The sequence below is a fragment of the Salinibacillus aidingensis genome (assembly GCF_055393355.1).
Genome location: NZ_AP043759.1, coordinates 3,105,484 through 3,130,872 on the forward strand (window position 1 = coordinate 3,105,484; position 25,389 = coordinate 3,130,872).

Sequence of the window (25,389 nt, forward strand, 5' to 3'; positions counted from 1 at the left end):
AGGCCAGAGCTTAAACTCATATAAAAGAGGCTGGGACATAACTAATTCGCTTGGTAATAAACCGAATGATAGGATGCTTTAGCGGAGGAAATATACGTAGACTCCTGCGGAAGGAAGGCCTAGGTCAGACCCCGCAGTGCGATAGCGCGAGGAGGCTTACCAGCCGCCCGCGGCAAAGAAGACACTATGAAAACGACCTTTGGGAGTTTGAATAGATGTCGCACTTGTGCCCTTGGGTGAAAGCGAAGTATATTTCCGGAGCGGTGGTTCCTACACCTATTCGGATTTACCTTTAGCAAAAACACTTATGTCCCAGCCTCTTTTGTCATGTATTACATCTTCTCCGGTGCGTGCACACCGATCAGCTTCAAGGCATTAGCCAGGGTGATGCGTACGGCTTCAATCAAAGCAAGGCGGGCTTTGCTGAGCTCCATTTGATCGGAGTTGATGACTTTTTCTGCATTATAAAAGCTGTGCAGGTCGGATGCCAAATCATAGATGTACTGGGTTACCCGGTGTGGGGTACGTTTCACCGCTGAATCTCCAACAATCTGCGGGAATTCTCCCAACCGCTTCAGCAGGTCAATTTCTTTTTCCGATTGCAGCAGGCTTAAATCTGCTTCTGCATTTGGTTCGAGGCCTCTTTCTTCAGCCTGGCGCAGCATGCTGCAAATCCGGGCATGAGCATATTGAACGTAGTAAACCGGGTTTTCATTTGACTCGGATGTCGCCAGATCCATGTCGAAGTCCAGATGCGTGTCGTTCGAGCGCATAACGAAGAAATAACGTACGGCATCAAGACCTACTTCCTCGGCCAGCTCCACCATCGTAACTGCTTTTCCGGTACGCTTGCTCATTTTGACGATTTCGCCGTCCTGAATCAGGTTGACCATTTGAATTATGGAAACCTCAAGCTGTTCCGGATTATAGCCGAGCGCTTCAATAGCAGCTTTCATCCTTGGAATATACCCGTGGTGATCCGCGCCCCAGACATTGATGAGCGTATCAAAGCCGCGGTCGAATTTATTCTGGTGATAGGCAATGTCAGGTGTTAAATACGTATAATTGCCGTCCTTTTTCACCAGTACACGGTCCTTATCGTCGTTGAATTCCGTTGTCTTAAACCAGACCGCACCATCCTTTTCATACAAATAGTCATTTTCTTTAAGATAGTCCAAGGTCTGCTGTACTTTTCCTTCTTCATAAAGGGACGTTTCAGAGAACCAGTTATCAAACGGAACACGGTAATCCTCCAGGTCCTTTTTGATGCGATCCAGCAGGAAGTCGAGTCCGTACTGTCTGCAGAATTGAACACGGGCCTCCTCTGACTCCTGAACCCATTTTTCACCGTATTCCTTTGCCATTTTTTCGCCAAGCTCCACGATATCCTTGCCATGGTAGCCATCTTCCGGCATGTCAAAATCAGTATGACCGAGCGCCTGCATATAGCGTGCTTCCACGGATTTTGCCAAATTGTTCATCTGGTTGCCGGCATCATTAATATAATATTCCCTTTGGACATCATAGCCTGCTTTTTCCATAATGTTCGCCAGGGAATCTCCAAATACGGCTCCGCGGGCATGCCCTAAGTGAAGAGTTCCTGTTGGGTTGGCCGATACAAATTCAATCTGGACCTTTTCTCCCTCACCCGTATTTGTTTTTCCGTAGTCTTCCTGATCCTTCAGAATGGTTAGAATTAAGTCGGTTAAATAGGCTGTATCCAGGAAGAAGTTGATAAATCCGGGCCCGGCAATTTCAATATTTTTAATCGACGCTTTTGACTGGTCAAAATTCGCTACGATGTCCTCGGCAATTTGACGGGGGGCCTTTTTCGCGATACGTGCAAGCTGCATCGCCATGTTTGTGGCATAATCTCCGTGTGCCTTTTCTTTCGGTGTTTCAAGAACGACTTCCGGCAGCTGATCCTCTGTTGCAAGGCCGGCCTTCACAACTGCCTGAGCAATTTCTGCTTTTAGTTTCTGTTCGGTTTTTTCGACAATATTCATTTCCTTTACTCCCTTTCATATGTAAGCGTCAGTTTATGTCTTTGGGGTTCCTGCTGATTGAGGCTTAACGAATACGAGATCAAGAGCCTGCCCTCATCTCCGTTCCCGCTTCTGGAAAAATCAATCTGGTTCGTTTTCGTTTCCATATGCATCGTCCCATATGGATGATAATACGTGCTTTCGGTTGCACGGTTTTCCCTGAAGATCTGGTTCATTTTCACAGTGCCCTTACGTTTGATGGTCACTTTATCCGAGGTGATGGTCGTCATATTTTTGACACTGTTCCCATCCTCGTCCTTCTCATTAAAAATTAAAACCAGGGAATCTCCATTGTCATAGCATTTTCCTCTGCCCGTCACATCCATTTGCTCCCGGGCGTTATCATCGGTTATGTCCGTTTTTACTGTTACTTTAACACTCATGGGTTCTGTAGCCAAGATGAATCTCTCCGATCCGTGATGTAGGTCTATCCTATTATAAAGATTTCCGTTCAATTTCTCAAATCCCCCTCATCTGCATACCAGTTCATGCGTAAGAACAAAGGCGGAAGCACCCGTTTAGCGACGTACGGACTGGATTGAGCCGTAGGAGATAAAGGAAACACGACGAACCTTGTGAGTCGATGTTGACTTATCGGACGGAGGTGAAGGAAGTCTCGCTAGTCGCTGGGCGCTGGAGCCGGACGTGGCCTCTCCTGTCTTTATTATCCACAAAGCATTTATTTTATAATTTACTAGAACATAAAAAATTGTCGCACGGGCTGTCATTTTATCGTTTAAAAATATGGTGCTGTTTCCATACTGTTAATAGACTTGCATCTGTGTAACAAAACGAAAGGTGGAACTCGTATGGAACAACGGCGCCGGCGCACCAGAACCAGAAAACGTAAGCAATGGATTATTTATAGTGTTATCAGTGCATTTATGCTTTTTTTACTGGGAATCGGTAGTGTTTTTCTTTTCAGTTATCTTCAGGGGCCTCCCTCTCTGACCAGCCAGCAAAACACGGTCCTCTATTCTGCAGATGAGGAAGTGATTGGAGTCAAACACGGGAATCAAAGTCGTTATTGGGTACCTCTGGAAGAAGTGTCCCCTGATTTAAAACAGGCGTTTCTGACCACCGAGGATGACGAGTTTTATGACCATTTCGGATTTGATTTTACACGTATTTTCGCAGCTATTGGCAAAAACATTATCAATATGGACAAGGTTGAAGGAGCCAGCACCATTACCCAGCAATACGCGAGAAATCTGTTTTTAACCCATGAAAAATCCTGGAGTCGGAAAATAAAGGAAGCATTGTATGCACTCCGGCTTGAAATGTTCTATGACAAGGATAAAATTCTCGAAGGCTATTTAAATACGATTTATTTTGGGCACGGAAACTACGGTGTCGAGGCTGCCAGTCGTTTTTATTTTGATAAACACGCAAATGAGCTGACTGTAGCTGAAGCGGCGATGCTTGCAGGTATTCCTAAGGGGCCCTCTTATTATTCACCCATTCGTCATCCGGAAAATGCCAGGGAAAGGCAGGAAACGATTTTGCATCTGATGGCTAAAAAGGGAGACATCACTCAGAACGAACTCGATAAAGCCCTGCAGGAAAAACTCGCTTTTGCCGAGGAGGATGAACGGGAAGGAAAGCAAATTGCCCCTTATTTTCAGGACGCCGTTATGAATGAAGCCAGCCAATTGCTGAGTATATCCAGAAAGGAGCTTAAAACCGGCGGCTATAAAATTTATACAACCTTAAATAAGGACATGCAGAAAAGTCTAAAACAGACATCTGTGCAGGAAATTGATGAGGCCTCCAAAATCCAGGTGGGCGCTTTAAGTCTGGATCCAAAAACTGGCGGTATTCAGGCACTTGTAGGCGGCCGTGATTTTGAGGAAAGCCAGTATAACCGGGCATTACAGGCGAAACGGATGGCCGGCTCGACCTTTAAACCTTTTTTATATTATGGTGCCCTGGAAAAGGGGGCCACGCCGGGAACCCCGCTGGAAAGTGAGCCGACAAAGTTTAAATTGGCCAATGGAAAGGTCTATGCGCCAACCAACTATAATAATTATTATGCAAATGACGAAATTACTTTGGCACAGGCATTGGCCCTTTCCGATAATATTTATGCGGTCAAAACCCATATGTATTATAAACCGGAAACGTTAGTGGAGAATGCTCGGAAGTTTGGGATTCAAAGTGAGCTGCCCGCGGTTCCTGCCCTCGCGTTAGGTTCTGCCTCTGTATCGGTTCTGGAGATGGCCCGGGGGTATGGAATGCTGGCTAATGGGGGAAAAGCTGTGCATCCACATACCATTACCAAAATTACGGATTCATCCGGTACGGTTTTATATAAGCGAGACAAGCCGTCAGCTAAACAGGTCCTTGATCCCAATACATCCTTTGTGCTTACAGATTTAATGACCGGAATGTTTGACACGTCGCTCAATGACTACAGCCGTGTCACCGGTGCAGCCATTAAAGACCAACTCACCAGGGAGTATGCAGGGAAAACCGGCTCCACAGATAAAGACAGCTGGATGATCGGCTTCAGCCCTCAAGTAGTGACAGCCGTCTGGACCGGCTATGACAATAATAAAGACATTACGAAAGTCGAGGAATACCGGTATGCACGGAACATCTGGGCGGATCATATGGAAACCATTCACAAGGATCTGCCTGAGCGTGAATTTAAACCGCCTGAGGGAGTCACAGCCGTAGCCATGGATCCCCACACTGGAAAACTCGCACATTCAGGCTGCGACGACCGGCGTGTAACGTATTTTCTTGAAGGAACAGAGCCAAAAAACTATTGTACGGTCCACGTACCAAATCCGGAAGAGACCGATGAAAATAAACAAAGAAAGAAAGACGGCCGCTCGATTTGGGACTGGATTGGATTTTAGGGCGTTTGATTGCGGGATTGGATGAATTCCCTTGAATAGAACGCAAAAATAATTCCATAGAAAAAGGGGCGGCATAAACGCCGCCCCTTTTTCTTGTCCTAGTAAACATGTAAAACCCATGTGCCCTTATTTTACAAACTTCCAAACTCAAGCACAAGATATTCATAAAACGTTCACAATTCTTTCATAATTTCCCAATGTTGAATCCGGATTTTATTCACTGGTGCCATCAAAGGCATTCTTTAACTCATCCCTAGAGTTTTCCCACATTTCCGGATTAAATTCACGGAGAAATTTTTCTAAAATACCTTTAGATTTCTCATCCATATGATCGATAACAACCCGGCCTTTCAGGGATTTATCCATATGATTCACATGCTCCGGCAACAGCTTATAACCTCTGCGGATTTCTCTGTCCACCACCAGTTCACTGGCAGCCAGACCATAATAGTAGGCGCCGCTCTCACTGCGTTCAACCGTTGTCCAGGCAATCCAATAGAGTTTTCCATTTGGCACTTCATTGCGATCAGATAAAAATTTAATCCGTTTTTCCACTTTACTTCTCGCGTGCATAGCCCCCATATCAACAAAGGCTTCCTCTTCATTTGGGTCTACTATAATCGGTGACATATTTTCAAGACTAATCGCTCCACCCCCGCTATAGCCAGGGTGACCGTCAATGGGATCATCTTTCATAATCGTAAATTGCTGTGTTTTCTTTGGTTCCTTTTCGTTGGACACGATGTAAACCTCCTTTAATTAAAACTCAGGAAAAGTTTGTCTTTTATTCTAACATATCACAACTGTGCAAAACATGATAAAGAGAAACTTCCATCTGTGCGGGTTTTGCAGCCAGTTAATGCCTAATAAACGACTCTGATACAAGGATAGACAGTATGCCAGGATTTTAAGCAAAATGATCATGATTCCTCACCCGTGTAAAATCCTCAGGTTCTGGCTTAAGCTTCGTCGGCCGCACATCCTTTTTGAACTGCCTGTCTTTTTTCCGCTTCCACTTATAGATAACCCCCACTTTTGCCTGCTGGACCTCTTTGACTCCCTGAATGATGAATTGCATGGCAAAAATCGCGAGCATAAATGCAAGAAGAGGAAAAAGGACAATCCAGTAATGTCCGCTTGAAAGCGACATTTTTGCTGAGCCGAGTAAACCGGACCACTCATAAGTAATCGATCTTGGCGGGTCACCGACGAGACCAAAGCTTCTATTGGTTCCGCCGAAGAAAAAGTCAAAAACGCCGAGATGCATAAAAATGAGTAAAACCTGAATGAACTGCTGACCAAACAAAATGGTTAACCTTGGACCCAGATGAGGCAGAATGTGCTTTTTCAGGATATGAAGCTTACCTCCACCCAGCACTCTGGCACTGGTGATAAATTCCTGCTGCAGCACCCCTTTGATTTCCCGGCCGGACAAGACCGCTGTCAGGGGAACGACCAGAATCGTCAGGATCAGAATTTCGAACATGATCCGTTCTGTAAAGGAATATTGAAATCCCATTGCTGTCTCTATCAGTATCGGCCGAAGCAGGATGTAAGCAATGATACTTAGTGGGAGAAAATGTATGGAGTCGACGATTTTTTCCACCCACTTCTGTCCTCTTGGCTTTAAGCTGAATGCATAAAAGATTCCGGCAAAGAATCCAATCCCAACCCTTAACAGAGCAATGAGCAGCGCAAAGAATAACGTATATTTCGCTCCAATCACAAGCTGATCAAACATACTGAACCCCAATGAGTCCGTGCCAAGTAAATATGGCTCTGGAGGGGAATGAGGGGGTGCACTGATTAATTCACCATCTTCCCCATAAAAGAGCCTGGTCTGATCGATATGGTTATCCGTACCAGCAGAATAAATGACGCTATACGTGATGGCACCAATGAAAAACAGACTTCCAATAGCAAACTTCGGATTTTTCATATGGATAAAAAACAGCTTCAAAGGCGTCCAGACTGCATTCCACGGCTTACGGATCCGCAGAATGCTCCTGCCTGCTTCTCCTGCCAGATCCGCCAGCCATTTCACAGGCTGAAAACGCCCCCTTCCTGACCTTTTTCTGACAATCACCTGGCCATATACCCGCTCCTCATCCAGCCATAAATCAACCCCCTGGAAGAAAAGAAAAAACGGGGTGAATACGAGAATGAGAGAAACTGCAATAACCATCGGCTGCAGACTCTCTGTCATATAATACGTGATTCCGTTAATATTATAGATTCGCTCCACGATAAATAGACTGGACAGGGTTCCCCAGACGATGACCTTGGCATGACGGAATGTACTCGGGGTAATATTTTTCAGAATATGCTGAAGCACGATCACTTTTTGCTTCAGTCCCTTGCTTTTCGCAAAGGTGACATATTCCTTAAGGTACTCCTCTTCTATTAACAGCAGAATGATTTTAAACAGGGCGACCATAGGTATGATGGCCAGTGTAATCATAGGACCTGTAAATACCTTCTCATCCATATATGTAGCTACCCGAAACAGGCGTACATCGGTCGCCTGATAAACCCAGATCACCATCATTTGAAGGAGTATGGCAACGACAAGATCCGGTACCGATTCAAAAATATCAAGTATGCGTTTCAAAGGATTCAATAGAATTTTAGGCAGAAAATTTGCGGTAAATGCTAACAGAAACGCAAGAACAAATCCTAATAATAAAGCACCGACCAGCACCTGCATGGAGTAAACAAAGGGCTCCCATAACGTTTCCAATAATGGAAAGGGCTTTTGTGGGCGCCCATACATGTACACCCAGGAATCAGGGTTGAAAAAATCCACGATAAATGGCCACAGCGTCTGCACATATTCTCCTATATGAAATAGTCCGCCCGCATCAGGCTGCTGTGCCTCCATAAACCTCTTCGGCATGATACTGACACAGAGAATTCCAAAAATCCCTAATATGTAGTAAACAATCGGTTTTAAAAATTTCATGGCGACTCCTTTATTCAAATATCATTTTAGCTTCATCCGACCCGCAGTTAGCAGGCACAGCATGACCTCAAGTGCATTTATCAAGTATAAATAACCAGTATAAAGTGAAACTTCCATCAGTGGGAGTATTACGGCCGGTTAATGCGTGATAAAAGTACTGATTAAATTTTCACTGTCTATGGCAATATTACATAATGATCAGAATTATGTAAATATTAAATACAAATGCACAGGAATTCCCCGTTTTTGGCAGATAAACAAAAAACACCATCCATCCCGCCCGGATAAATGGTGCTTGCCAGTATCATACTTAGTGCTTCACATTCATTTCCGCAATGAATTCCCAAGCTCTCTCAAGCTCTTCCCGTGTATAATTCTGCTTCTTTTTTACTGTAAATACTTTATCCTCGATTTCTTCCTTGGGCCGATTGTCAAAATACAGCATGGTGGCAATCAACTCCAGAAATCTTGAGCTCATCCCCTTCATCTTTTCAATCCACTGATCCATATCCGGCATGTTGATGTTGTAATGAGTCAGGAATTTCTGCCCTTCTTCAGTAATGGAATAACGATATTGATAAAAACCTTTTTTCTTCTCTTTTTCTTCCTCTAAAAACCCTAGATTAATAAGCTCCTGAACGCGTAATGTCAACTCTTCTGAGTAGGGACCATAGAAGTGGAACTGATAGCGTTCGGAAAATGGATAATCACATTTTTTTAAAATATAAATCATCTTCTGCAGTTTTTTTCTTCCGATGAGTTCGTGACACTCCGAAAAAAACGAAACTAGTTTTGCATGATCCTGTAACACAAACGTCATCTCCTATCCTTCTAAAATCTCCAAAATCCGTCTCTTGATCGGACTATGATCTGATAATCCCTCAATAAAGTCTGAAGGGAAGTAAAGCTTATGATCTGTGCGTTTTTTCCCTGAAATCGCCTCGACAATATCCGAATGCCTGGAAAGCTCCTTTAACTCATCGTTTTGCATTAATAAATGAATCGGCAGACGCTCCTCATCCTCTCCCGGACGATAAAAGTCATAGGGTAAATCAGACGAGGAATCCACTTCCAGATAATAATCCGGGTCAATGCCCGCTTCGGTAAAGAGCTGATGCAGCTCCATAAATTGCTCAAACTGGTGGTTCGGATTGAATTCAATATACTTAAATAAATGACGATTGACGAAACGATTGCATAAATCACTCAGTATCGGATCATTCTCCTCTTTCCAGATCTGAAAGTAATAAAAAACAATCGATTCATCCAATTTTAAATAGTCCTCCAGCGTCGGGTTCCCTTTAAAAAAGGATAAAAAATGTGAAGGGGCCAGTTTAAAGTCATAGTTATTTTCATATAAATAACGGGCGCGATGTAAAATTTTGGTCAAAATAACCTCAGAGCTTCTCGTAACCGGATGGAAATAGACCTGCCAGTACATTTGATAGCGACTCATGATGTAATCCTCGACCGCATGCATACCGGTCGCTTTAATAACAACCTGATCATCCAGCGGGCGCATCACTCGTAATATTCGCTCCATATCAAAGTGCCCATAGCTCACCCCTGTAAAATAAGCATCACGCTGAAGGTAGTCCATTCGATCCGCATCAATCTGGCTGGAAATCAGACTGACCACAAGCTTGTTCGAATAGGTTTTTCCAATGACATCGGCTACATCCTGTGGAAAATCAGGATGGACACGCTTCAAAATGGTATTTACATTCGTATCGCCCAGGATAATCTCCCGGGTAAAATCCTCATGATCCAGATCAAATACTTTTTCAAAGGTGTGGGAAAACGGACCATGTCCCAGATCGTGCAAAAGTCCTGCTGTTAAACACAAGAGCCGCTCCTCTTCATTCCAGTCCGGGTGTTCCTTGAAGTTTTCCAAAATCCGCCTGACAATCTCGTACACCCCGAGGGAATGATTAAACCTGCTGTGCTCGGCACCATGAAAGGTATAAAAGGAGGTCCCTAATTGTTTAATCCGTCTTAACCGCTGAAACTCCGGAGTTCCGATTAAATCCCAGATCACCCGGTCCCGTACGTGCACATACCGGTGAACCGGATCCTTAAACACCTTCTCTTCGGTTAATTGTTCATTACGATATTCCATTTTTTCCAACCCTTCTTAAACCTGCCTATTTTGCGCAAAATATACATAAAGTGAGACTTCAATCAGTGGGCCACTGATTGTAAGCGTTACGTATCAGGCCTTTAACGAGCTGTTCAGCCCCACCTTCTTATACGAATGCTGAGCGACAGAATGACAGCCCGTCCATTCGTAAAAAAACCGACGTCTTTACTGAAATCAATACTCAGTAAATGACGTTTAACTCCTTCCATTATATAAAAACTGTCGTAAAAAAACACCACTTGACATTTAAATGGGTGAATTTTTCATGTCGAATTATCTTTACGGGAAAGCAGAGGCGAATGCTCAGGTCCTGTGAGATAGGAAGAAGACAGCGAGTGGCAGGAAGAGGACCAGGGGATTGCTTTGGTCTTTTTCTGCTCAGACGGGTCAGGCGCAATCACGGCAGCAGATGTGGTATAATAGTCAAGGCTAAACAAGTCTAATGTATTTAGTAAAGGAGAAGCCTCATGGAGAATCTTCATCCATTATTACACTTCGACAAAATTCGGTTTATTGATCAATCGATGAATATAGAAACTCCGGCGATGCAGTCCTTTGCCACAGACGATGCCCTTTGCCTTTCGATAAGTAATGGACTGTCCCCGCATGTGGCCCGACTGTGGGTTCATGATCAAACGATTGTATTAGGAATTCCGGACAGCCGTCTCCCCCATATAAATGAGGGAATTTCTTACTTGCAAAAGGCAGGCTACCGTGTAGTGGTCCGCAATTCAGGAGGCCTTGCAGTAGTGCTGGATCAGGGGGTCCTCAACCTGTCCTTTCTGTTTCCGGATGGTAAGCAGCTTGGCATTCATGATGGCTATAAAGCGATGGTATCCTTTATCCAATTTTTATTTGCTGATGAGGACGCTTCGTTTGACGTTTATGAAGTGGAAGGCTCCTATTGTCCCGGCGAGTATGACATGAGCGTGAACGGACAGAAGTTTGCCGGCATTTCCCAGCGACGGGTCAAAAATGGTACAGCTGTGCAAATTTATATGTGTATTGAGGGTTCCGGTTCTGAGCGGGCTGAGGTTGTAAGAAAATTTTATTCGGAAGCCCTTCAGGAGGAGGATGCAAGCTATGACTATCCTGTCATCAGACCGGAAACGATGGCATCTTTAAATGAGCTGTTGGGAACATCCATGACTGTATCGGACGTTCGGGATAAAATTTTATCTAAGTTAGAAGAAATCTCAACGTCGATAACGACCGATCCTCTTAACGGCCAGGAGCTTGAATGGTTTGAAAAGCGTTTGAAGCAGATGAGAGCAAGGAATGAAAAGGTTTTATGATGTTCGTTGAGGCGGACATCTTTTTTGATTACCTGGTTTTTGGTGATGTCGGGATTCAATCTGGGTTGGGATTTGATCGGATTTGGATCGGATTGGACTTTATCGGAATTGGATTAAATGAGCTTTATTTGGCTTAATTGTTATTTTTATGGATTGATTGCTGATATTTTGAATTGATTCTTCCGATTTTGGAATATTTATCCTGAATAAGGAGCAATTCTCTCCAATCCGGACGAATCATCCTCGAAACCGAATTAATTATTTTTACTCAACTTTCGCACCAAGAAATCTGTAGTGAAATCAATACGTGTAGGTGCTTATAGAACTGACATATCATGCTTGACTTTAGTTCAGACATGAAAAAAACACCTCAACGTTGGTATAGTTGATTTGATGAGAATCACATACGATACAGATGAGGTGTCCGCCTATATGATAGCGAAAAACAACTCGAATAATCAACTGCCAAATGAAATAAAATCGACATTCAAAGAATTAAATGTATTGAAGCACTTGCGTAATGCATGCATAACAAAGTCTTTCGGTTTTTCTTGTGCTTCCAGCTAATCTTTTGCCTGATCTTTGAAAACAAAAACTGGTTTCGGACACTTGAAAGTAGGAAAGCTGCGGATGTTCCAGTCAAAGATACCGTATATCGTTTCCTGAACCAATCATCATTCAATTGGCGTCGCTTTCTACTTTCACTTGTCGCTTATACGATTGGGAAGGTCTCAAAGCTAACACGCCATAATCGTCCAAAGGTGTTCATCTTAGATGATTCACCCTATGATCGGAACCGAAACAAACATGTAGAGCTTCTGGCTCGCTGCTTTGATATGCATCACAGAAAATGCGTTTCTACAAAGGTTTTCGCATGTTGATACTGGGCCTGGGCTGGTCTGATGGTGCTACATTCCTGCCAGTTGATATTTCATTATTAAGTTCAGAGAAAAAAGCAGGATAAACGATATATCTGAAAACATTGATAAACGCAACTCCGGTTACAAGCGTCGACAAGAAGCTTTACAGACAGCACCGGAACAGATTCCGGGTATGACTAAACGTGCAATGAACGCAGGCATCGATGCCTCTTATGTTCTCATGGATACATGGTTTACCCAGCAGCCTCTCATCAAAGAACTGACAGAACAAGGCCGGACGTGATTGGCATGGTCATGAAATTAAAGCAGCGTTATCTCGTAAACGGTAAACGCTTTAGCCTCGATGAGTTGTATCGCCTGGCAAAGCCTACTGATGGGAAAAAGAGCAGTCACACAACCATTGTGTTTGCAAGGTACATTGTATTGTCATGGCAAAATCGTTGCAGTTACAGTTGACCGCATACTGGGCGGTATGTTTTATAAATTATGTGATGAAGTTAATGACCTCGATTGGGTTGTGGCTTTACAGCAGTTAATCGAGCTTCTTAAAGATACCCTAAAAAGGACGAATAAGAAAATGCAGCAACTCATCAAAAGTCAACTACAACAATGGATTGCGGATCTGTCCAATTATATCAAGGTATACCTGCCTATTTCAGTCTGCGAAAGTTGAGTTTTTATAAAAGGATGAATTATTTCTAAAATGCGCTTAATCCTATCAGCGACTTGCTCAATTCAGCACATAACCGATGGATAACAATATTTAGGGATGAATCAACAACAAACCAGGATTAATTTCTATGATTGCAGCTTAATTCTGCATCTTTTGGCATTATTTGCTCAAACTCGGATTAGTCCATCACATTTCGAAATAAATTATGTGACTATAGCATCATTTTACCTTTTCCGGCTTAATCCACTCAAATTCAGATCAATCCCCAGCAGCCCGGACCAATTCCCAATCTTTCAGACATGTTCCCGCTCAGTGACCTGCAACTACTCTCCTTCTTTCCCGGAACATAGACAAACAGACAGACACATAAAATTAGCCAGGCGCTCAACTCTAGCACCTGGCTTTTAACATCCTTTATTCAAGAAATAGCGAACCGTTTACTCAAGGGATTGTGCGGCTGTAATCATGGAAAGCTTATAAACATCATCAACGCTGCAGCCTCTGGAAAGGTCGTTTACCGGCTGGTTGAGCCCTTGCAAAATTGGACCGACTGCGTCAAAGTTTCCTAAACGCTGGGCAATTTTGTAGCCAATGTTTCCTGCTTCAAGACTTGGGAAAATGAAGGTGTTTGCATCGCCCTGAATAGGAGAATCCGGTGCTTTTTTCTGTGCAACAGATGGAACAAAGGCTGCGTCAAATTGGAATTCTCCATCGATAACGAGCTCACCGTTTTTCTCTTTCGCCATTTCAATCGCCTGCTCGACTTTTTCTGTTTCCTCTGATTTCGCTGATCCTTTTGTTGAAAAGCTTAACATTGCCACACGTGGGTCAATATTAAACAGATTTGCGGTTTCTGCACTTTCCACCGCAATCTCGGCTAAGTCTTCGTCATTTGGAGCGATGTTAATCGCACAGTCAGCAAATACATATTTTTCTTCATCGCGGACCATGATGAACACACCAGAAGTTTTCTTCACACCTGGCTTTGTTTTAATAATTTGCAGGGCTGGACGAACGGTGTCAGCTGTGGAATGGGCAGCACCACTGACAAGTCCATGGGCTTCATTCATATAAACCAGCATGGTCCCAAAGTAATTTTCGTCCTGCAGGATTTTACGGGCATCCTCTTCTGTGGCTTTTCCTTTTCTTCTCTCTACAAAGGCCTGTACCATCTCGTCAAAACGGTCATAGGAAGCAGGATTGATGACTTCACACTGATCAACTTGAGCCCCTAAATCGCCCGCTTTCTGTTTCACTTCCGCTTCATCTCCAATTAGTACAGGAGTGACAAGTTTGTCTTCTGAAAGCTTGCTGGCCGCTTCCACAACACGCTCATCAGATGCTTCAGGAAGCACGATTTTTATATCTTTATTATGTAATTTTTGTTTTAGATCTGTAAATAAATCACTCATGATTATTCCTCCTAAATTTTCATCTGTTATATATTCTACACCACTTTCTGTATTATTGAAAGGGACACGGGGACAGGTTCCTTGTCCCCGTGCCCCGCCCTCTCGTCCCACCTATCTTTCCTCACACTGAATCTTTTCATTCGATTTGCAACAGAATTGTCGATTTTACGGGAGCATCTGTTTGCAGGTAGAGGTTACAATTATGGTATAGTATACTCGAAATGAAAAACTTGAACGTTTAAAAGGAGCGATATACATGGCTGAAGCAGTTGAAACATTAGATGGCTGGTATTGCCTTCACGATTTCCGCACCATCAATTGGGCAGAGTGGAAAAAAGCAGGCTCCGATGTCCGGAAAGAAGCTATGGAGGAACTGAAAAACTTATACGCACAATGGGATGAAATCGACGAAAACAAAAATGGCAGCTACGGCGTTTACTCCATCGTCGGTCAAAAGGCGGATCTTTTATTCATGCATCTGAGACCTGCAATGGATGAACTAAATGAGCTGGAGACTGCCTTTAATAAAACAAAATTCGCTGAGTTTACTGAACCTGTTTATTCCTATGTATCTGTTGTTGAAATGTCCACTTACATGGCTAAGGACAAGGACCCTGAAACAGATCCGGCGATTCAGTCCAGACTCAAGCCGATCCTTCCAAAAGGCTGGGAGTATGTATGCTTCTATCCAATGGACAAGCGTCGTGAAGTCCATGATAACTGGTACAGTCTTCCTATGGAGGAACGGAGCAAGCTCATGTATGAACATGGGATGACCGGCCGCAAATACGCTGGCAAGGTGCGTCAGATTGTAACAGGCTCCATTGGTTTTGATGACTGGGAATGGGGCGTAACCTTATTTGCCAAAGACGTTCTTCAATTTAAAAAGCTGGTTTATGAAATGCGTTTTGATGAAGTAAGTGCACGGTTTGCCGAGTTCGGTTCCTTTTATATCGGAAAGCGTAAAACCTATGAGGATATCGTGCCTTTATTAGAAGTTTAATAAAAGATTGTGTCCCCTGTCAGCGGTGAATGCTGGCAGGGGATTTTTATTTGTCCAGTTCCATCTCCTAGGTCAAGGCGGATATAAGCAGGGGCCTCCGCTTTTCTATTGTCCAGCTCGGGCTCCCAGGCCCAAGCGGTCATAAGCTGAATCTCCTCCGCTTTTCTTTGTCCCTAAAAACTTCACACATATCCTCATTTTATGCCGCATATAAATTTAGAGAAAAAGAAAGCAAATCCTGTAACCCTCACCCATTTTATTACATAGACTGAGGTGAAACGTCTAGTAGGATAAAAGTCTAACAGGAACCCCTGCTGGCTAATTTTAATTAATGTACATCACAGAAGAAGTGAGGTGAAGGATTTGGCAGTCATTCCTTTTACTGCAGCAGGACAGAAGCTGTTAGCCCGGCTGATGCGTGCAGAGGCCGAGGGTGATGGTAAGTTAGGGATGTTAATGGTAGGAAACACCGGTGTCAATCGGGTTCGTGCCGATTGCCTGGATTTCAAAGACGTTCGGAACCTCAGGGAAATGGTTTTTCAATCCCCGGGAGGCTTCGAGGCTACACAAAAGAGCTACTTCTACCAGCGAGCCAGAGCTAAGGATCTGGATTTAGCTCTGAAAATTTTACGTGGGCGCAGGGAGCATCCTGCAACCAATTCACTATGGTTTTTTCGGCCTGCAGGAAGCTGTCCCGCACAGTGGTTTGGGCAGTGGAATACAGGCAGATATAAATCTCATTGTTTCTTTGCTCCAACACAATCAGAATGTCCTAACATATTTTAGAAAGGAGAGTCTAAATAATGGCGGAAGAACAACCATCATTCGGAATGTCCCCTAACGGAGGTCAAGGTCAGCAAGGTCAGGGACCACAACAGCAGGCGCCATTTAATGCTGCACCAAGCGCACCATTTCAAGGAGGTCAGCAGGGACCTGGTTTTCAGGGAGGTATGCAGCCTCAGCAAGGACCTGGCTTCCAGGGAGGTATGCCATCTGGAGGTATGATGCCAGAGGGAATGGGTCCTGGTATGCAAGGTGGAATGCCTGGTATGATGCAAGGACAAATGGGCCAAATGGGTCAAATGCCGCCATCAGGAGGTCAGATGGCAGGAGCACCTGGAAATGGAATTCCATTAGAAGAACAGTCCTACATTGAAAATATCCTTCGTTTAAACAGAGGAAAAATGGCGACCGTTTACATGACGTTTGAAAATAATGAACAGTGGAATGCAAAGGTATTTAAGGGCATTATAGAAGCAGCCGGTCGTGACCATATCGTTCTAAGCGATCCGGAAACAGGCAGACGTTACCTCCTGTTAATGATTTACCTGGATTATGTAACCTTTGATGAAGAATTGAACTACCAATACCCTTATGGATAACAAAGCGGGAAATGAAAATCCCTTGTCACAGCATAGTTAAGACAAGGGATTTTACTTTACGGCCTTAAGGGACGAGTAGAATATCAGTTAATCACGCATGAACTGGCCGTAATATCCCCACTTCAAGTCTTGAGGGTAACCCAACAAGACTTAGTGGGGATGGAGAAAACTCCCACTGATGGAGGTTTCACTTTATTGTTTGAAAGGAAGTTCAGGATGAGACATAAATCAGAAAAGTACTTTAAATATCAATATCTTTCTATAATTGCCTGTATTCTGCTGGCTGTTTTAGCCATTTGGCAGCAGATACAGATTCTATACCTGCTGTCCTTCTACGCTCTCACCTTAAGTTTTATTTTTGATGGTCTGGGTCATTATATCCGCAATGAACAAGCTGATTTTTACCAGCAGCTGATTCGTGCGTTACTCATTTTTCTTCTGACGACTCTATTTTACTTTTAACCAGCCTTTTAAACATACTTGATAATCGCATAGCCTAATAGAATCCAGCCAATCAGAAATGATACGCCTCCAAGTGGTGTAATCATCGCAAACAGAGTTACACCTGTCGTGGAGTAAATGTAAAGGCTCCCTGAAAATAAAAGGATACCAATAAAGAAAAACCAGCCGGCGCTTTGTAAAGGACCCTGGCTCAGTTTCATCCCGACCAGAGCAGTAATGAACAGCGCCATCGTATGAAACATCTGATACGTAACAGCTTTATCCCATGTATTCAGCATTTTTTCACTTAGTTTTCCTTCCAGGCCGTGTGCCCCAAAGGCCCCAAGCGCAACAGCTAGAAATCCATTAATAGCCCCTAAAATAAGAAATAGTTTCATTCGTGATCCTCCCCTTATGTATTGCGATTCCCATTAAAAGTCAAAGATAGAGTCCCCATTAGCACCATCATGATCAATCGTTGTCTGACGCTGGCCAGTTGACGGAGATGGTGAAGGGGTTGAAGTCTGCTGAGTAGCTGAGCTTTCAGGTACGGACTCCTGAGTGAGCTTTCGCATCACCTCGGTTTCACTTGTGGATGTTTCTTCATCTATAAACAAATCCGTCAGAACCCGGACGGATTTAATATGCTCCTTCATTTTCCCCGGATCATGAGCATTTTCCATTGCCTGATGCACTTCATTCAACATTTTCTTTAATACTTTTCGATCTGAGACAGGCATGCGGCCTCCTCCTTTATGTACATAGTGTCTGTTATTATAACATGATTCGGACGCAGGATGCAGGCTTCTGCTGTTTGCGAGGTTCCGTTACGTAAAAAAGTCCCAGGGATCACAACCCTGAGACTTCTTCCGTACACATTTTATGAAAATTGCACCCATTTTCTTTCTACAACCTGCAGGACATAGGACAGGCCTAAGACGATGATTAAATAGATGATTGCTACGGTAATGTAAGGCTCCCAGACCACATAATGCTGGCCTACTGCTGCATCGCCCCAGTACATCAATTCTTTGGCTGCGATAACGGAAGCGAGAGAAGATTCCTTAATCAGCGTAATAAACTCATTGCCAAGCGGCGGAACCATCCGGCGAACAGCCTGAGGAAGAATGACGTGCCTCATGGTCTGAGCCTTTGACATGCCCAGTGACCTTGATGCTTCCGTCTGTCCCTTGTCAATGGACTGGATCCCTGCTCTGAAAATTTCCGCCACATAAGCCGATGAATTCAGGCTCAGCGTGACTACAGCCGAGGCCACTGCTGTGCCATCCGGATAAATGGCCGGCATAACGGCAAAGTGGAAAATAAACAGCTGAACCAATACAGGTGTCCCACGCAGACAGTTGATGTAAGCCAGAAAAGGAAAGCGAATCAGCTTGTTTGGAGCCATTCTCCCTAAGGCAATAAATAAACCGATTAGAACGCCTAAGAAAATACCAGCTAGTGAAATTCCGAGTGTCAGTAATGTCCCATCAAGGAAAAAAGGTAAATATTCCCCGATAATATCCCATCTAATGTCCATGCTAATGATCCTCCTTGGGTGCTTGCTTTAGCGCTTTAAAGCGTGTGGGGACAGTCCCTAAAATTTATCAGGCTTCTGTCCAAACCATTCTTTATAAATCTCGTCGTAGGTTCCGTTTTCCATAACGGTTTCCATGGCCTGATTGATTTCGTCTACTAAATCACTGCCTTTTGGAAACATAAATCCGTAATACTCTGATTCAAAGGCGTTCTTATCCTTAACAATTTTAATCTCAGCATCAGGATTGTTCTTGAGATATTCTTGTGCAACCGCATTGTCTACGATCACGGCATCCACATCATTCTGCTGCATTGCCATAATGGCCAGTGGAACCTGATCATACTGGTGGATCTGGTCTGAATTTTTACCAAAGATTTTCTGAGCGGCTTCTGCTCCTGTGGTAGAAATTTGTACACCTACATTTTTATCTTTTAAATCTTCAACACTGCTAATCTGTGAATCTTCCGGAACCAGGATTAATTGAGTCGATTCAAAGTACGGCTTGGAAAAATCGTACGTTTCCTTTCGTTCATCCGTGATGGTGATTCCGGCCACCCCTAAATCCGCTTTTTCATTTACGATATTCTGCAGCATTGTTTCCCAGCCGACGTTATCAAAGTTTGCTTTATATCCTGCCTCTTTCAGTACCGCTGTGGCAAAGTCAACATCGAATCCAGTCACTTCGCCTTTGTCCATAAATTCAAATGGCGCGAAGGCTGCATCAGTTGCGATGGTCAGTTCTTTCAATTCTTCTCCACTTGAAGTGTTTGAAGGGGTATCTTCCCCTCCACAGGCTGTTAATAGAATTAAAGATATACCCATAATAAGTGCGACGATCTTTTTCATAGCTTCCATCCCCTTAGTGTTTTGATTTTTGTATATTTATTCATTATATTTTATTATTATACATTTCACTGAATATTTGTAAAGGGGAATTGAATAAAAAATAGAAATAAATGTTTACTTGCTATTCCATCCTTTAACGATGATCATATCCGCTTCGGCAACCATTCCCTTGAAAGCGTTTTACATTTACTGTTTACAAACTTTTCTTAATATTATAAAATAAAGTCAGGTTAAAGCTTGCTGAAACTTTATGCCAAAGTTCTGACCGCAAGCCAACAACCAGATTGTTTATAAAAATGAATGAAAATATAACTGTTTAGTCTGTTCCCAATCCACACCGGAATTGGTCCAGCAGATGAAATGCCAGTTACAATTCTTATCCCGATAAGATTGTGCTGGCATTTTTTAATGGACAACGCGCACGCTTTAGCGCTTTAAAGCATGTGGGGACAGTCCCGAAAAAGGAGGAGAGGCATTGGATGGAATTCGTGTTTTGGATTTATCGAGGGTACTGGCTGGTCCATTTTGTTCGATGATTTTAGGGGATCTTGGGGCTGAGGTGATTAAGGTGGAAGCTCCGGGTGGCAGTGATGAGACGAGACGCTGGGGGCCGCCGTTTAAAAACGGGGTGAGTGCCTACTATTTATGTGCCAATCGCAATAAGAAGAGTGTCACTATTGATCTCAAATCGGCCAAAGGAAAAGAAATCATTGAAAGGCTTGTTCAAAACAGTGATGTAGTGATTCACAATTTTAAAACGGGAACGATGGAGCGGCTTGGGCTCAGTTACGAGGAGCTAAGCAGCATCAACCCGGGCATCATCTATTGTTCCATTACTGGCTTTGGTGAGACAGGGCCGTATAAAACCCACCCTGGCTATGATTTCATTATTCAGGCGATGAGCGGGCTGATGAGCATTACCGGAACCGAGGAATCCGGCCCGCAAAAGGTCGGAGTGGCCATGACCGATGTGTTAACCGGGCTGTATGCCTGTATCGGAATCCAATCCGCCCTGCTGGAACGTCAGCAATCCGGGCAAGGCCAGAAACTCGATCTATCCTTATATGAATCTGCTGTCAGTTCACTCGTAAATATTGCAAGCAACTACTTAATGTCGGGGAATCTTCCAGCCAAACTCGGCAACCACCACGCCAACATTGTTCCCTATCAGACGTTCCGCACAAGTGATGGGGAAATGGTGATTGCAGTTGGAAATGACCGTCAGTTTCAGGCCTTATGCACGATTATTAATCAGCCTGACCTCGCTCACAATCCAAATTTTAAAACCAATCCGGATCGGGTGGAACATCGCGAGGAACTCACGGCTATATTACAGGCGGAATTGGAAAAGCAGCCTACATCCTACTGGCAGGAGCAATGTCATGCCCATAACATTCCCGTGGGTCCTATACAGAATATGGAAGAAATCAGAAACGATCCACAGCTTAACGCCCGAAACTTTTTTCAAACCATTAAACATCCAAAAGCTGGTGCAATGGATATCCTGGGCAGTCCGCTTCACCTTTGCCGGACACCGCCAAAAGTCAGAAGCCATCCACCGGAGCCCGGCGAGCATAATGATGAAATCTTCACATCAATCGGATTGTCACCGTTCGAAATACAGGAATACAAAAATAATCATTGGATATAAAGGAGTCGATACGTATGAATTTTGAATTTAGCGAAGAGCAGAATCTATTAAGAGAAACGGTACGAAACTTTGTTGATAGCGAGATTAACCCCTACATGCAAAAGTGGGAAGAGGAAGGAAAATATGATGAAGGAATTAACCGGAGACTTGGAGAACTGGGTCTTATGGGTGTATGTATTCCGGAACAATACGGCGGCAGCGGAATGGATTATAACTCGCTTGCCATTGTATGTGAAGAGCTCGAGCGCGGGGATACCGCCTTCCGTACAGCTGTATCCGTTCATACCGGACTTAACAGTATGACCCTTCTTCAATGGGGAAATGAAGAACAAAAACAGAAATACCTCACCCCTCAGGCAAAAGGAGAAAAAATCGGGGCCTTTGGACTGACTGAACCTGGAGCCGGCTCGGATGTAGCCTCCATGCAGACAACAGCCAGGAAGGACGGGGATGACTACATTTTATCCGGCCAGAAAACCTGGATTTCCCTATGCGATGTAGCCGATCACTTCCTTGTTTTTGCCTACACAGATAAAGATAAGAAGCATCATGGCATTTCCGCATTTATCGTAGAACGAACGATGCCGGGCTTCTCTTCAAAAGCGATTAAAGGCAAGCACGGAATCCGGGCTGGAAATACCGGGGAGATTTTCTTTGATGACGTAAGAGTACCAAAAGAAAATCTGCTTGGTGAAGAAGGAGAAGGATTTAAAATTGCAATGTCAGCCCTTGATAATGGCCGCTTTACGGTAGCAGCCGGTGCCTGTGGGTTAACGATGGCCAGTCTTGAAGCGAGCGTGAAGTATTGTCATGAACGGAAAACCTTTGGAAAAGAAATCGGGAAGCATCAGCTCGTACAGCAGATGATTGCCAAAATGGAAGCAGGATTGCAAATGAGCCGTCTGCTTGTTTACAGGGCCGGTGAACTTAAGAATCAGGGGAAACGTAATACGCGGGAAACGTCTTTAGCCAAGTGGCAGGCGTGTGATATTGCCAACCAATCGGCCGATGATGCCGTGCAGATCCACGGTGCCTATGGCTATTCAAACGAGTATCCGGTCGAACGCTACTTGCGGAATTCCAAAGCACCCGTCATCTATGAAGGTACACGCGAGATTCATACCATTATGCAGGCAGAATATGTATTAGGGTACAGGAAGGATAAACCACTTAACAAAATGTTACCTGCCTGGAAGCCAGATTCTGAAAATTAAGGGAGAGATGCAAATGGTCCATTTTGACTCAGCCATCCATAGCATTTTTATTGATGGAGAATGGCGCAGTGCCGTATCAAATCAGACTGAGCCTGTATATAATCCGGCTACACTTAAGACAATTACAGAGGTTGCCTATGGCGGACAGAAGGAAACCAATGAAGCTGTGCAGGCAGCTAAAAGAGCGTTTGCCGATTGGTCCCGGCTTTCTCCACGCAAGCGTTCCAATATTCTTTATAAAGCATCGGAATACATGCTGGAGGACGTCGATCGGCTGGGAACCATTTTAACGATGGAACAGGGAAAGCCCTTAAAAGAGGCAAAGGGTGAGGTGAAAGGAGCCGCCGGTTTTCTCCGCTGGTACGCAGAAGAGGCCAACCGGGTTTACGGAGAATGGATTCCTTCCTCCAATACCCGCAACAGGCTGCTTGTCATCCCGCAGCCCGTGGGCGTTGTCGGAGCGATTACTCCATGGAATTTTCCAGCTTCTATGATTACGAGAAAAATTGGTCCTGCTTTAGCTGCAGGCTGTACCGTTATCCTTAAACCTGCTCCGGAGACACCGCTGTCAGCCATTGAAATTATAAAGATTATGGAAAAGGCCGGTATGCCAAAAGGTGTGGTCAACCTCGTTACCGGAAATGCCGAGGAAATCGGACAGGAGTTTTTATCGAATAAGGACGTCCGGATGATTACCTTCACAGGCTCTACGGCAGTCGGAAAATACTTAATGAGAGAAAGCGCCGAGCATGTCAAAAAGGTCTCCCTGGAACTTGGAGGTCACGCACCGATTATCGTATTTGATGACGCCGATTTAGATGTAGCTGCGGAGCTTACATTAGGCAGCAAATTCCGTAACAGCGGCCAGACGTGTATTTGCGCCAACCGTGTCTACGTTCAGCGCTCCATCTGGGAACCATTCCAGCAAAAGCTGATCGAAAAGATTAAAGAGCTGCAGCCCGGAAATGGCTTAGAGGACGGAACCACGATGGGACCTTTAATTAATCAGCAGGCAGTTGAAAAGGTGAAAGACCATTACGATGACGCTACCTCCAAAGGAGCAGAGGTTCTTTATACCGGAAAGACCCAAAAGGACGACTTACAGGGCTACTTTTATCCACCAACCGTATTAGGCAATGTCAATGATGATATGAAGGTGATGAACGAAGAAACCTTTGGACCAATCATACCGATCCAGCCATTTGATGAAGAGGAAACTGCCATTAACTGGGCCAATGATACGGACTACGGATTAGCAGCCTATATTTTCACAGAAGGCTATCGCCGCTCCGTACGTGTATCCGAACAGCTGGATTATGGAATTGTTGGAATCAATGAAGTCTTCCCTGCCCGGGCAGAAGCACCATTCGGTGGGGTCAAACAATCAGGAATCGGCAAGGAAGGCGGACATTATGGAATTGAGGAGTTTGTGGAGCATAAGTATATTGCTTCTTCGGTATAAGGTGAGGCTTCCATCAGCGGGGGTATTACGATAAACGGAAAACGGGTGCAGGGATTTTTACATCCAGCACCCGTTTTTCTTTTCGTTTGTTACACATTTTCTGCTGTAGTCGCTCACTATTTATCGAAAATATTTTAAGATATGAAGGAATTGGGTTACAGTTAAACGAAAGGAAAAAAGAGATAATGATAGAGGATCATTCATACAGATGAAAATCGCTCTCATATTCAAACCAGGGAGATGACCGTCTTGCATATTTATTTGCTGCTTATCATTGTTTTTGTCAGTACTGTTGTTTTCTATCTCATCCTACTCTTTTTCCCGGAAAAGAAACACTATAAATATATCATTCCCTCCATTCTAATTCTATTTGGGATTTGTGCATGGGTATATGTCTGGTCCGGAAAAGGATGGCTGGCATCTGCTATTTACGGAACTGCCGCTCTAATTGTTGGGGCTATTTTGTCTGTGATTGCCGTGCTTTTCGATTTATATGATAAAAAGAGGCGTTATCATTAAGACAAAGTTGACGATCTGAGGACGGCTAAGAATCATAGATTCTCTGGGTGCAAAAAAGGGGGGCAATAATAAAAGTGAAGCATTTGTTTTTTGTAATCATCTTATCCCTGCTGCTTACAGGCTGCAACCAACAAGCGAACTTTGATACGACCTACTTACTGGAAAGTGATGAAATTATGATCACAGCCCGCACCTACCAGGATGGAAAGCGTGTGACGAATATTGGTTATCAGGGAAGATTAACGACTAAAGAAGACATCGAATCCTTTTCCAATCTGGTCAGCGGAATGAACTTTACAGAGATATCTTCCAATCAAGCAGGGAAGATCACTACAAGCAATACATCCGATTCATTAACAGTCGGGACAAAAACAGCTGATCAAACAAAGAAGGAAAACTTGACGATTCTAACCTTTTACAAAGACGGCACCATCCTTGGTATTGAATTCGAAAACGGTACAGGAGAGCATTTCTACCAGGTAAAACCTAAAGATAAGTCTCTATACAGGAAAATCCATAAATGGTACGAAAAAAATAAGGAAAACACTCTTAAAATCCAATAATTCCCCATCATCCTGTCGTTCACACAAACGTCGTAACCAAAACCTGTTTTTAAAATACTTAAGACCGACTCAGGATAGTCGATCTTTTTTCTGTTGCTGCTTTTCTGATTGTGAAAGGTTTTAAAGAATCCTCGCCATTTCCGCTGAATATGTTAGTAATGAATCCCTTTCATCCTTTTACTGCTGATTGCTCATATTGCTTCGCCAGGTCCTTGAGTGCTGAAGCAACGGCATTTCCTGCTTTCCCTAAATAATGCTTTTTTACTTCCTCCACCGGTTCTTCAACGCCATCCTTCAGACTGTAACCCTTAAGAAGTCTTTGGACAAACTCCCGGCCATGCGCTGTGGCTAATGTACAGCCAGCCTCCACAATAACCCCGTATTTTTTGTCCACCTCTGCGGTGATCGTTAGAGTCTCATACATATTCTGAGCTGCCATTCCACCCGGAAGTCTGGCATGACCTGCGACGAAGAATGTATTCATATGCCTTCACCT

24 protein-coding genes and 1 pseudogene are annotated in these 25,389 nt (G+C 43.9%); 13 read left to right on the forward strand and 12 right to left on the reverse strand.

All coding sequences use genetic code 11. The annotated features are described in order from the left end of the window. Positions 1-332: 332 nt before the first annotated feature. Positions 333-2,006, reverse strand: a complete 1,674-nt coding sequence (argS, locus tag ACZ5OK_RS16050) for an arginine--tRNA ligase (protein ID WP_343838627.1) — start codon at positions 2,004-2,006, stop codon at positions 333-335. Positions 2,007-2,011: 5 nt separating this feature from the next. Beyond that, positions 2,012-2,428 (reverse strand): YwiB family protein, encoded by a 417-nt coding sequence (locus ACZ5OK_RS16055; RefSeq protein ID WP_343838628.1) that lies wholly within the window; start codon positions 2,426-2,428, stop codon positions 2,012-2,014. Between the two features lie 426 nt (positions 2,429-2,854). On the opposite strand from ACZ5OK_RS16055, the gene ACZ5OK_RS16060 reads away from it, so the two are divergent. Continuing rightward, on the forward strand, positions 2,855-4,909 hold the full coding sequence (locus tag ACZ5OK_RS16060; protein ID WP_343838629.1) for a transglycosylase domain-containing protein: 2,055 nt from the start codon (positions 2,855-2,857) through the stop codon (positions 4,907-4,909). Between the two features lie 213 nt (positions 4,910-5,122). Here ACZ5OK_RS16060 and ACZ5OK_RS16065 read toward each other — a convergent pair whose 3' ends face one another. The 4 genes from ACZ5OK_RS16065 to ACZ5OK_RS16080 form a co-directional block, all read right to left on the reverse strand. Further along, entirely contained in the window at positions 5,123-5,653 is a 531-nt protein-coding gene (locus ACZ5OK_RS16065) for a YwhD family protein (RefSeq protein WP_425542195.1), read from the reverse strand. Between the two features lie 163 nt (positions 5,654-5,816). After that, the gene (locus ACZ5OK_RS16070; RefSeq protein WP_343838631.1) at positions 5,817-7,871 is read right to left on the reverse strand and encodes an ABC transporter permease subunit; all 2,055 of its coding nucleotides are present in this window, start codon (positions 7,869-7,871) and stop codon (positions 5,817-5,819) included. 310 nt (positions 7,872-8,181) lie between these two features. After that, on the reverse strand, positions 8,182-8,682 hold the full coding sequence (locus ACZ5OK_RS16075; protein ID WP_343839027.1) for a YwgA family protein: 501 nt from the start codon (positions 8,680-8,682) through the stop codon (positions 8,182-8,184). 12 nt (positions 8,683-8,694) lie between these two features. Further along, positions 8,695-9,990, reverse strand: coding sequence for an HD domain-containing protein (locus tag ACZ5OK_RS16080; RefSeq protein ID WP_343838632.1), 1,296 nt, complete (start codon positions 9,988-9,990; stop codon positions 8,695-8,697). A gap of 488 nt (positions 9,991-10,478) precedes the next feature. Here ACZ5OK_RS16080 and ACZ5OK_RS16085 point away from each other — a divergent pair, with 488 nt between their 5' ends. The 3 genes and pseudogenes from ACZ5OK_RS16085 to ACZ5OK_RS16095 all read left to right on the forward strand — a co-directional run bounded on the left by ACZ5OK_RS16085 (position 10,479) and on the right by ACZ5OK_RS16095 (position 12,860). Next, complete coding sequence (locus ACZ5OK_RS16085; RefSeq protein WP_343838633.1) at positions 10,479-11,306, forward strand: lipoate--protein ligase family protein; 828 nt, start codon at positions 10,479-10,481, stop codon at positions 11,304-11,306. Continuing rightward, on the forward strand, positions 11,303-11,443 hold the full coding sequence (locus ACZ5OK_RS16090) for a hypothetical protein (RefSeq protein ID WP_343838635.1): 141 nt from the start codon (positions 11,303-11,305) through the stop codon (positions 11,441-11,443). Before ACZ5OK_RS16085 ends, ACZ5OK_RS16090 begins: the two co-directional genes overlap by 4 nt. A gap of 295 nt (positions 11,444-11,738) precedes the next feature. Beyond that, positions 11,739-12,860: pseudogene (locus ACZ5OK_RS16095) on the forward strand (IS4 family transposase). 437 nt (positions 12,861-13,297) lie between these two features. Here ACZ5OK_RS16095 and pta read toward each other — a convergent pair. Further along, positions 13,298-14,272: a phosphate acetyltransferase gene (pta, locus tag ACZ5OK_RS16100; protein WP_343838637.1), complete on the reverse strand. Its 975-nt coding sequence runs from the start codon at positions 14,270-14,272 to the stop codon at positions 13,298-13,300. A gap of 256 nt (positions 14,273-14,528) precedes the next feature. On the opposite strand from pta, the gene hemQ reads away from it, so the two are divergent. The 4 genes from hemQ (at position 14,529) to ACZ5OK_RS16120 (ending at position 17,119) form a co-directional block, all read left to right on the forward strand. Further along, positions 14,529-15,275, forward strand: a complete 747-nt coding sequence (hemQ, locus tag ACZ5OK_RS16105; protein WP_343838639.1) for a hydrogen peroxide-dependent heme synthase — start codon at positions 14,529-14,531, stop codon at positions 15,273-15,275. A 363-nt stretch (positions 15,276-15,638) separates the two neighbouring features. Continuing rightward, positions 15,639-16,061: a cell wall hydrolase gene (locus tag ACZ5OK_RS16110; protein WP_343839029.1), complete on the forward strand. Its 423-nt coding sequence runs from the start codon at positions 15,639-15,641 to the stop codon at positions 16,059-16,061. A 17-nt stretch (positions 16,062-16,078) separates the two neighbouring features. Next, positions 16,079-16,657 (forward strand): spore coat protein GerQ, encoded by a 579-nt coding sequence (gerQ, locus tag ACZ5OK_RS16115; protein ID WP_343838641.1) that lies wholly within the window; start codon positions 16,079-16,081, stop codon positions 16,655-16,657. Between the two features lie 216 nt (positions 16,658-16,873). Continuing rightward, complete coding sequence (locus ACZ5OK_RS16120; RefSeq protein WP_343838643.1) at positions 16,874-17,119, forward strand: hypothetical protein; 246 nt, start codon at positions 16,874-16,876, stop codon at positions 17,117-17,119. An 8-nt stretch (positions 17,120-17,127) separates the two neighbouring features. On the opposite strand, the gene ACZ5OK_RS16125 is transcribed toward ACZ5OK_RS16120, so the two are convergent. From ACZ5OK_RS16125 to ACZ5OK_RS16140, 4 genes are all read right to left on the reverse strand, one after another. Next, the gene (locus ACZ5OK_RS16125) at positions 17,128-17,496 is read right to left on the reverse strand and encodes a DUF423 domain-containing protein (RefSeq protein WP_343838645.1); all 369 of its coding nucleotides are present in this window, start codon (positions 17,494-17,496) and stop codon (positions 17,128-17,130) included. A 33-nt stretch (positions 17,497-17,529) separates the two neighbouring features. Beyond that, complete coding sequence (locus ACZ5OK_RS16130; protein WP_343838647.1) at positions 17,530-17,838, reverse strand: YwdI family protein; 309 nt, start codon at positions 17,836-17,838, stop codon at positions 17,530-17,532. A gap of 140 nt (positions 17,839-17,978) precedes the next feature. Beyond that, positions 17,979-18,638, reverse strand: a complete 660-nt coding sequence (locus ACZ5OK_RS16135; RefSeq protein ID WP_343838649.1) for an amino acid ABC transporter permease — start codon at positions 18,636-18,638, stop codon at positions 17,979-17,981. A 57-nt stretch (positions 18,639-18,695) separates the two neighbouring features. Further along, a complete protein-coding gene (locus tag ACZ5OK_RS16140; RefSeq protein WP_343838651.1) occupies positions 18,696-19,484 on the reverse strand; it encodes a basic amino acid ABC transporter substrate-binding protein in 789 nt (262 codons plus the stop codon). Positions 19,485-19,959: 475 nt separating this feature from the next. Between ACZ5OK_RS16140 and ACZ5OK_RS16145 the strand changes: the two genes are divergently transcribed. From ACZ5OK_RS16145 to ACZ5OK_RS16165, 5 genes are all read left to right on the forward strand, one after another. Next, positions 19,960-21,135, forward strand: coding sequence for a CaiB/BaiF CoA transferase family protein (locus ACZ5OK_RS16145; protein WP_343838676.1), 1,176 nt, complete (start codon positions 19,960-19,962; stop codon positions 21,133-21,135). Positions 21,136-21,149: 14 nt separating this feature from the next. Then, on the forward strand, positions 21,150-22,349 hold the full coding sequence (locus ACZ5OK_RS16150) for an acyl-CoA dehydrogenase family protein (RefSeq protein ID WP_343838677.1): 1,200 nt from the start codon (positions 21,150-21,152) through the stop codon (positions 22,347-22,349). 13 nt (positions 22,350-22,362) lie between these two features. Then, a complete protein-coding gene (locus ACZ5OK_RS16155; RefSeq protein WP_343838679.1) occupies positions 22,363-23,811 on the forward strand; it encodes an NAD-dependent succinate-semialdehyde dehydrogenase in 1,449 nt (482 codons plus the stop codon). 249 nt (positions 23,812-24,060) lie between these two features. Beyond that, entirely contained in the window at positions 24,061-24,330 is a 270-nt protein-coding gene (locus ACZ5OK_RS16160) for a hypothetical protein (protein WP_343838681.1), read from the forward strand. 74 nt (positions 24,331-24,404) lie between these two features. Next, on the forward strand, positions 24,405-24,893 hold the full coding sequence (locus ACZ5OK_RS16165) for a hypothetical protein (protein ID WP_343838683.1): 489 nt from the start codon (positions 24,405-24,407) through the stop codon (positions 24,891-24,893). Between the two features lie 169 nt (positions 24,894-25,062). Here the strand turns inward: ACZ5OK_RS16165 and ACZ5OK_RS16170 are convergent, their stop codons facing one another. Further along, a complete protein-coding gene (locus ACZ5OK_RS16170) occupies positions 25,063-25,377 on the reverse strand; it encodes a DUF3870 domain-containing protein (RefSeq protein WP_343838684.1) in 315 nt (104 codons plus the stop codon). Between the last annotated feature and the right edge of the window lie 12 nt (positions 25,378-25,389).

What these genes read in the sequence shown, in the direction of transcription:
- argS (WP_343838627.1), bottom strand. Translation starts at nt 2,006, where the DNA reads ATGAATATTGTCGAAAAAACCGAACAGAAACTAAAAGCAGAAATTGCT.
- ACZ5OK_RS16055 (WP_343838628.1), bottom strand. Translation starts at nt 2,428, where the DNA reads ATGAGTGTTAAAGTAACAGTAAAAACGGACATAACCGATGATAACGCC.
- ACZ5OK_RS16060 (WP_343838629.1), top strand. Translation starts at nt 2,855, where the DNA reads ATGGAACAACGGCGCCGGCGCACCAGAACCAGAAAACGTAAGCAATGG.
- ACZ5OK_RS16070 (WP_343838631.1), bottom strand. Translation starts at nt 7,871, where the DNA reads ATGAAATTTTTAAAACCGATTGTTTACTACATATTAGGGATTTTTGGA.
- ACZ5OK_RS16080 (WP_343838632.1), bottom strand. Translation starts at nt 9,990, where the DNA reads ATGGAATATCGTAATGAACAATTAACCGAAGAGAAGGTGTTTAAGGAT.
- ACZ5OK_RS16085 (WP_343838633.1), top strand. Translation starts at nt 10,479, where the DNA reads ATGGAGAATCTTCATCCATTATTACACTTCGACAAAATTCGGTTTATT.
- ACZ5OK_RS16090 (WP_343838635.1), top strand. Translation starts at nt 11,303, where the DNA reads ATGATGTTCGTTGAGGCGGACATCTTTTTTGATTACCTGGTTTTTGGT.
- pta (WP_343838637.1), bottom strand. Translation starts at nt 14,272, where the DNA reads ATGAGTGATTTATTTACAGATCTAAAACAAAAATTACATAATAAAGAT.
- hemQ (WP_343838639.1), top strand. Translation starts at nt 14,529, where the DNA reads ATGGCTGAAGCAGTTGAAACATTAGATGGCTGGTATTGCCTTCACGAT.
- gerQ (WP_343838641.1), top strand. Translation starts at nt 16,079, where the DNA reads ATGGCGGAAGAACAACCATCATTCGGAATGTCCCCTAACGGAGGTCAA.
- ACZ5OK_RS16120 (WP_343838643.1), top strand. Translation starts at nt 16,874, where the DNA reads ATGAGACATAAATCAGAAAAGTACTTTAAATATCAATATCTTTCTATA.
- ACZ5OK_RS16125 (WP_343838645.1), bottom strand. Translation starts at nt 17,496, where the DNA reads ATGAAACTATTTCTTATTTTAGGGGCTATTAATGGATTTCTAGCTGTT.
- ACZ5OK_RS16130 (WP_343838647.1), bottom strand. Translation starts at nt 17,838, where the DNA reads ATGCCTGTCTCAGATCGAAAAGTATTAAAGAAAATGTTGAATGAAGTG.
- ACZ5OK_RS16135 (WP_343838649.1), bottom strand. Translation starts at nt 18,638, where the DNA reads ATGGACATTAGATGGGATATTATCGGGGAATATTTACCTTTTTTCCTT.
- ACZ5OK_RS16140 (WP_343838651.1), bottom strand. Translation starts at nt 19,484, where the DNA reads ATGAAAAAGATCGTCGCACTTATTATGGGTATATCTTTAATTCTATTA.
- ACZ5OK_RS16150 (WP_343838677.1), top strand. Translation starts at nt 21,150, where the DNA reads ATGAATTTTGAATTTAGCGAAGAGCAGAATCTATTAAGAGAAACGGTA.
- ACZ5OK_RS16155 (WP_343838679.1), top strand. Translation starts at nt 22,363, where the DNA reads ATGGTCCATTTTGACTCAGCCATCCATAGCATTTTTATTGATGGAGAA.
- ACZ5OK_RS16170 (WP_343838684.1), bottom strand. Translation starts at nt 25,377, where the DNA reads ATGAATACATTCTTCGTCGCAGGTCATGCCAGACTTCCGGGTGGAATG.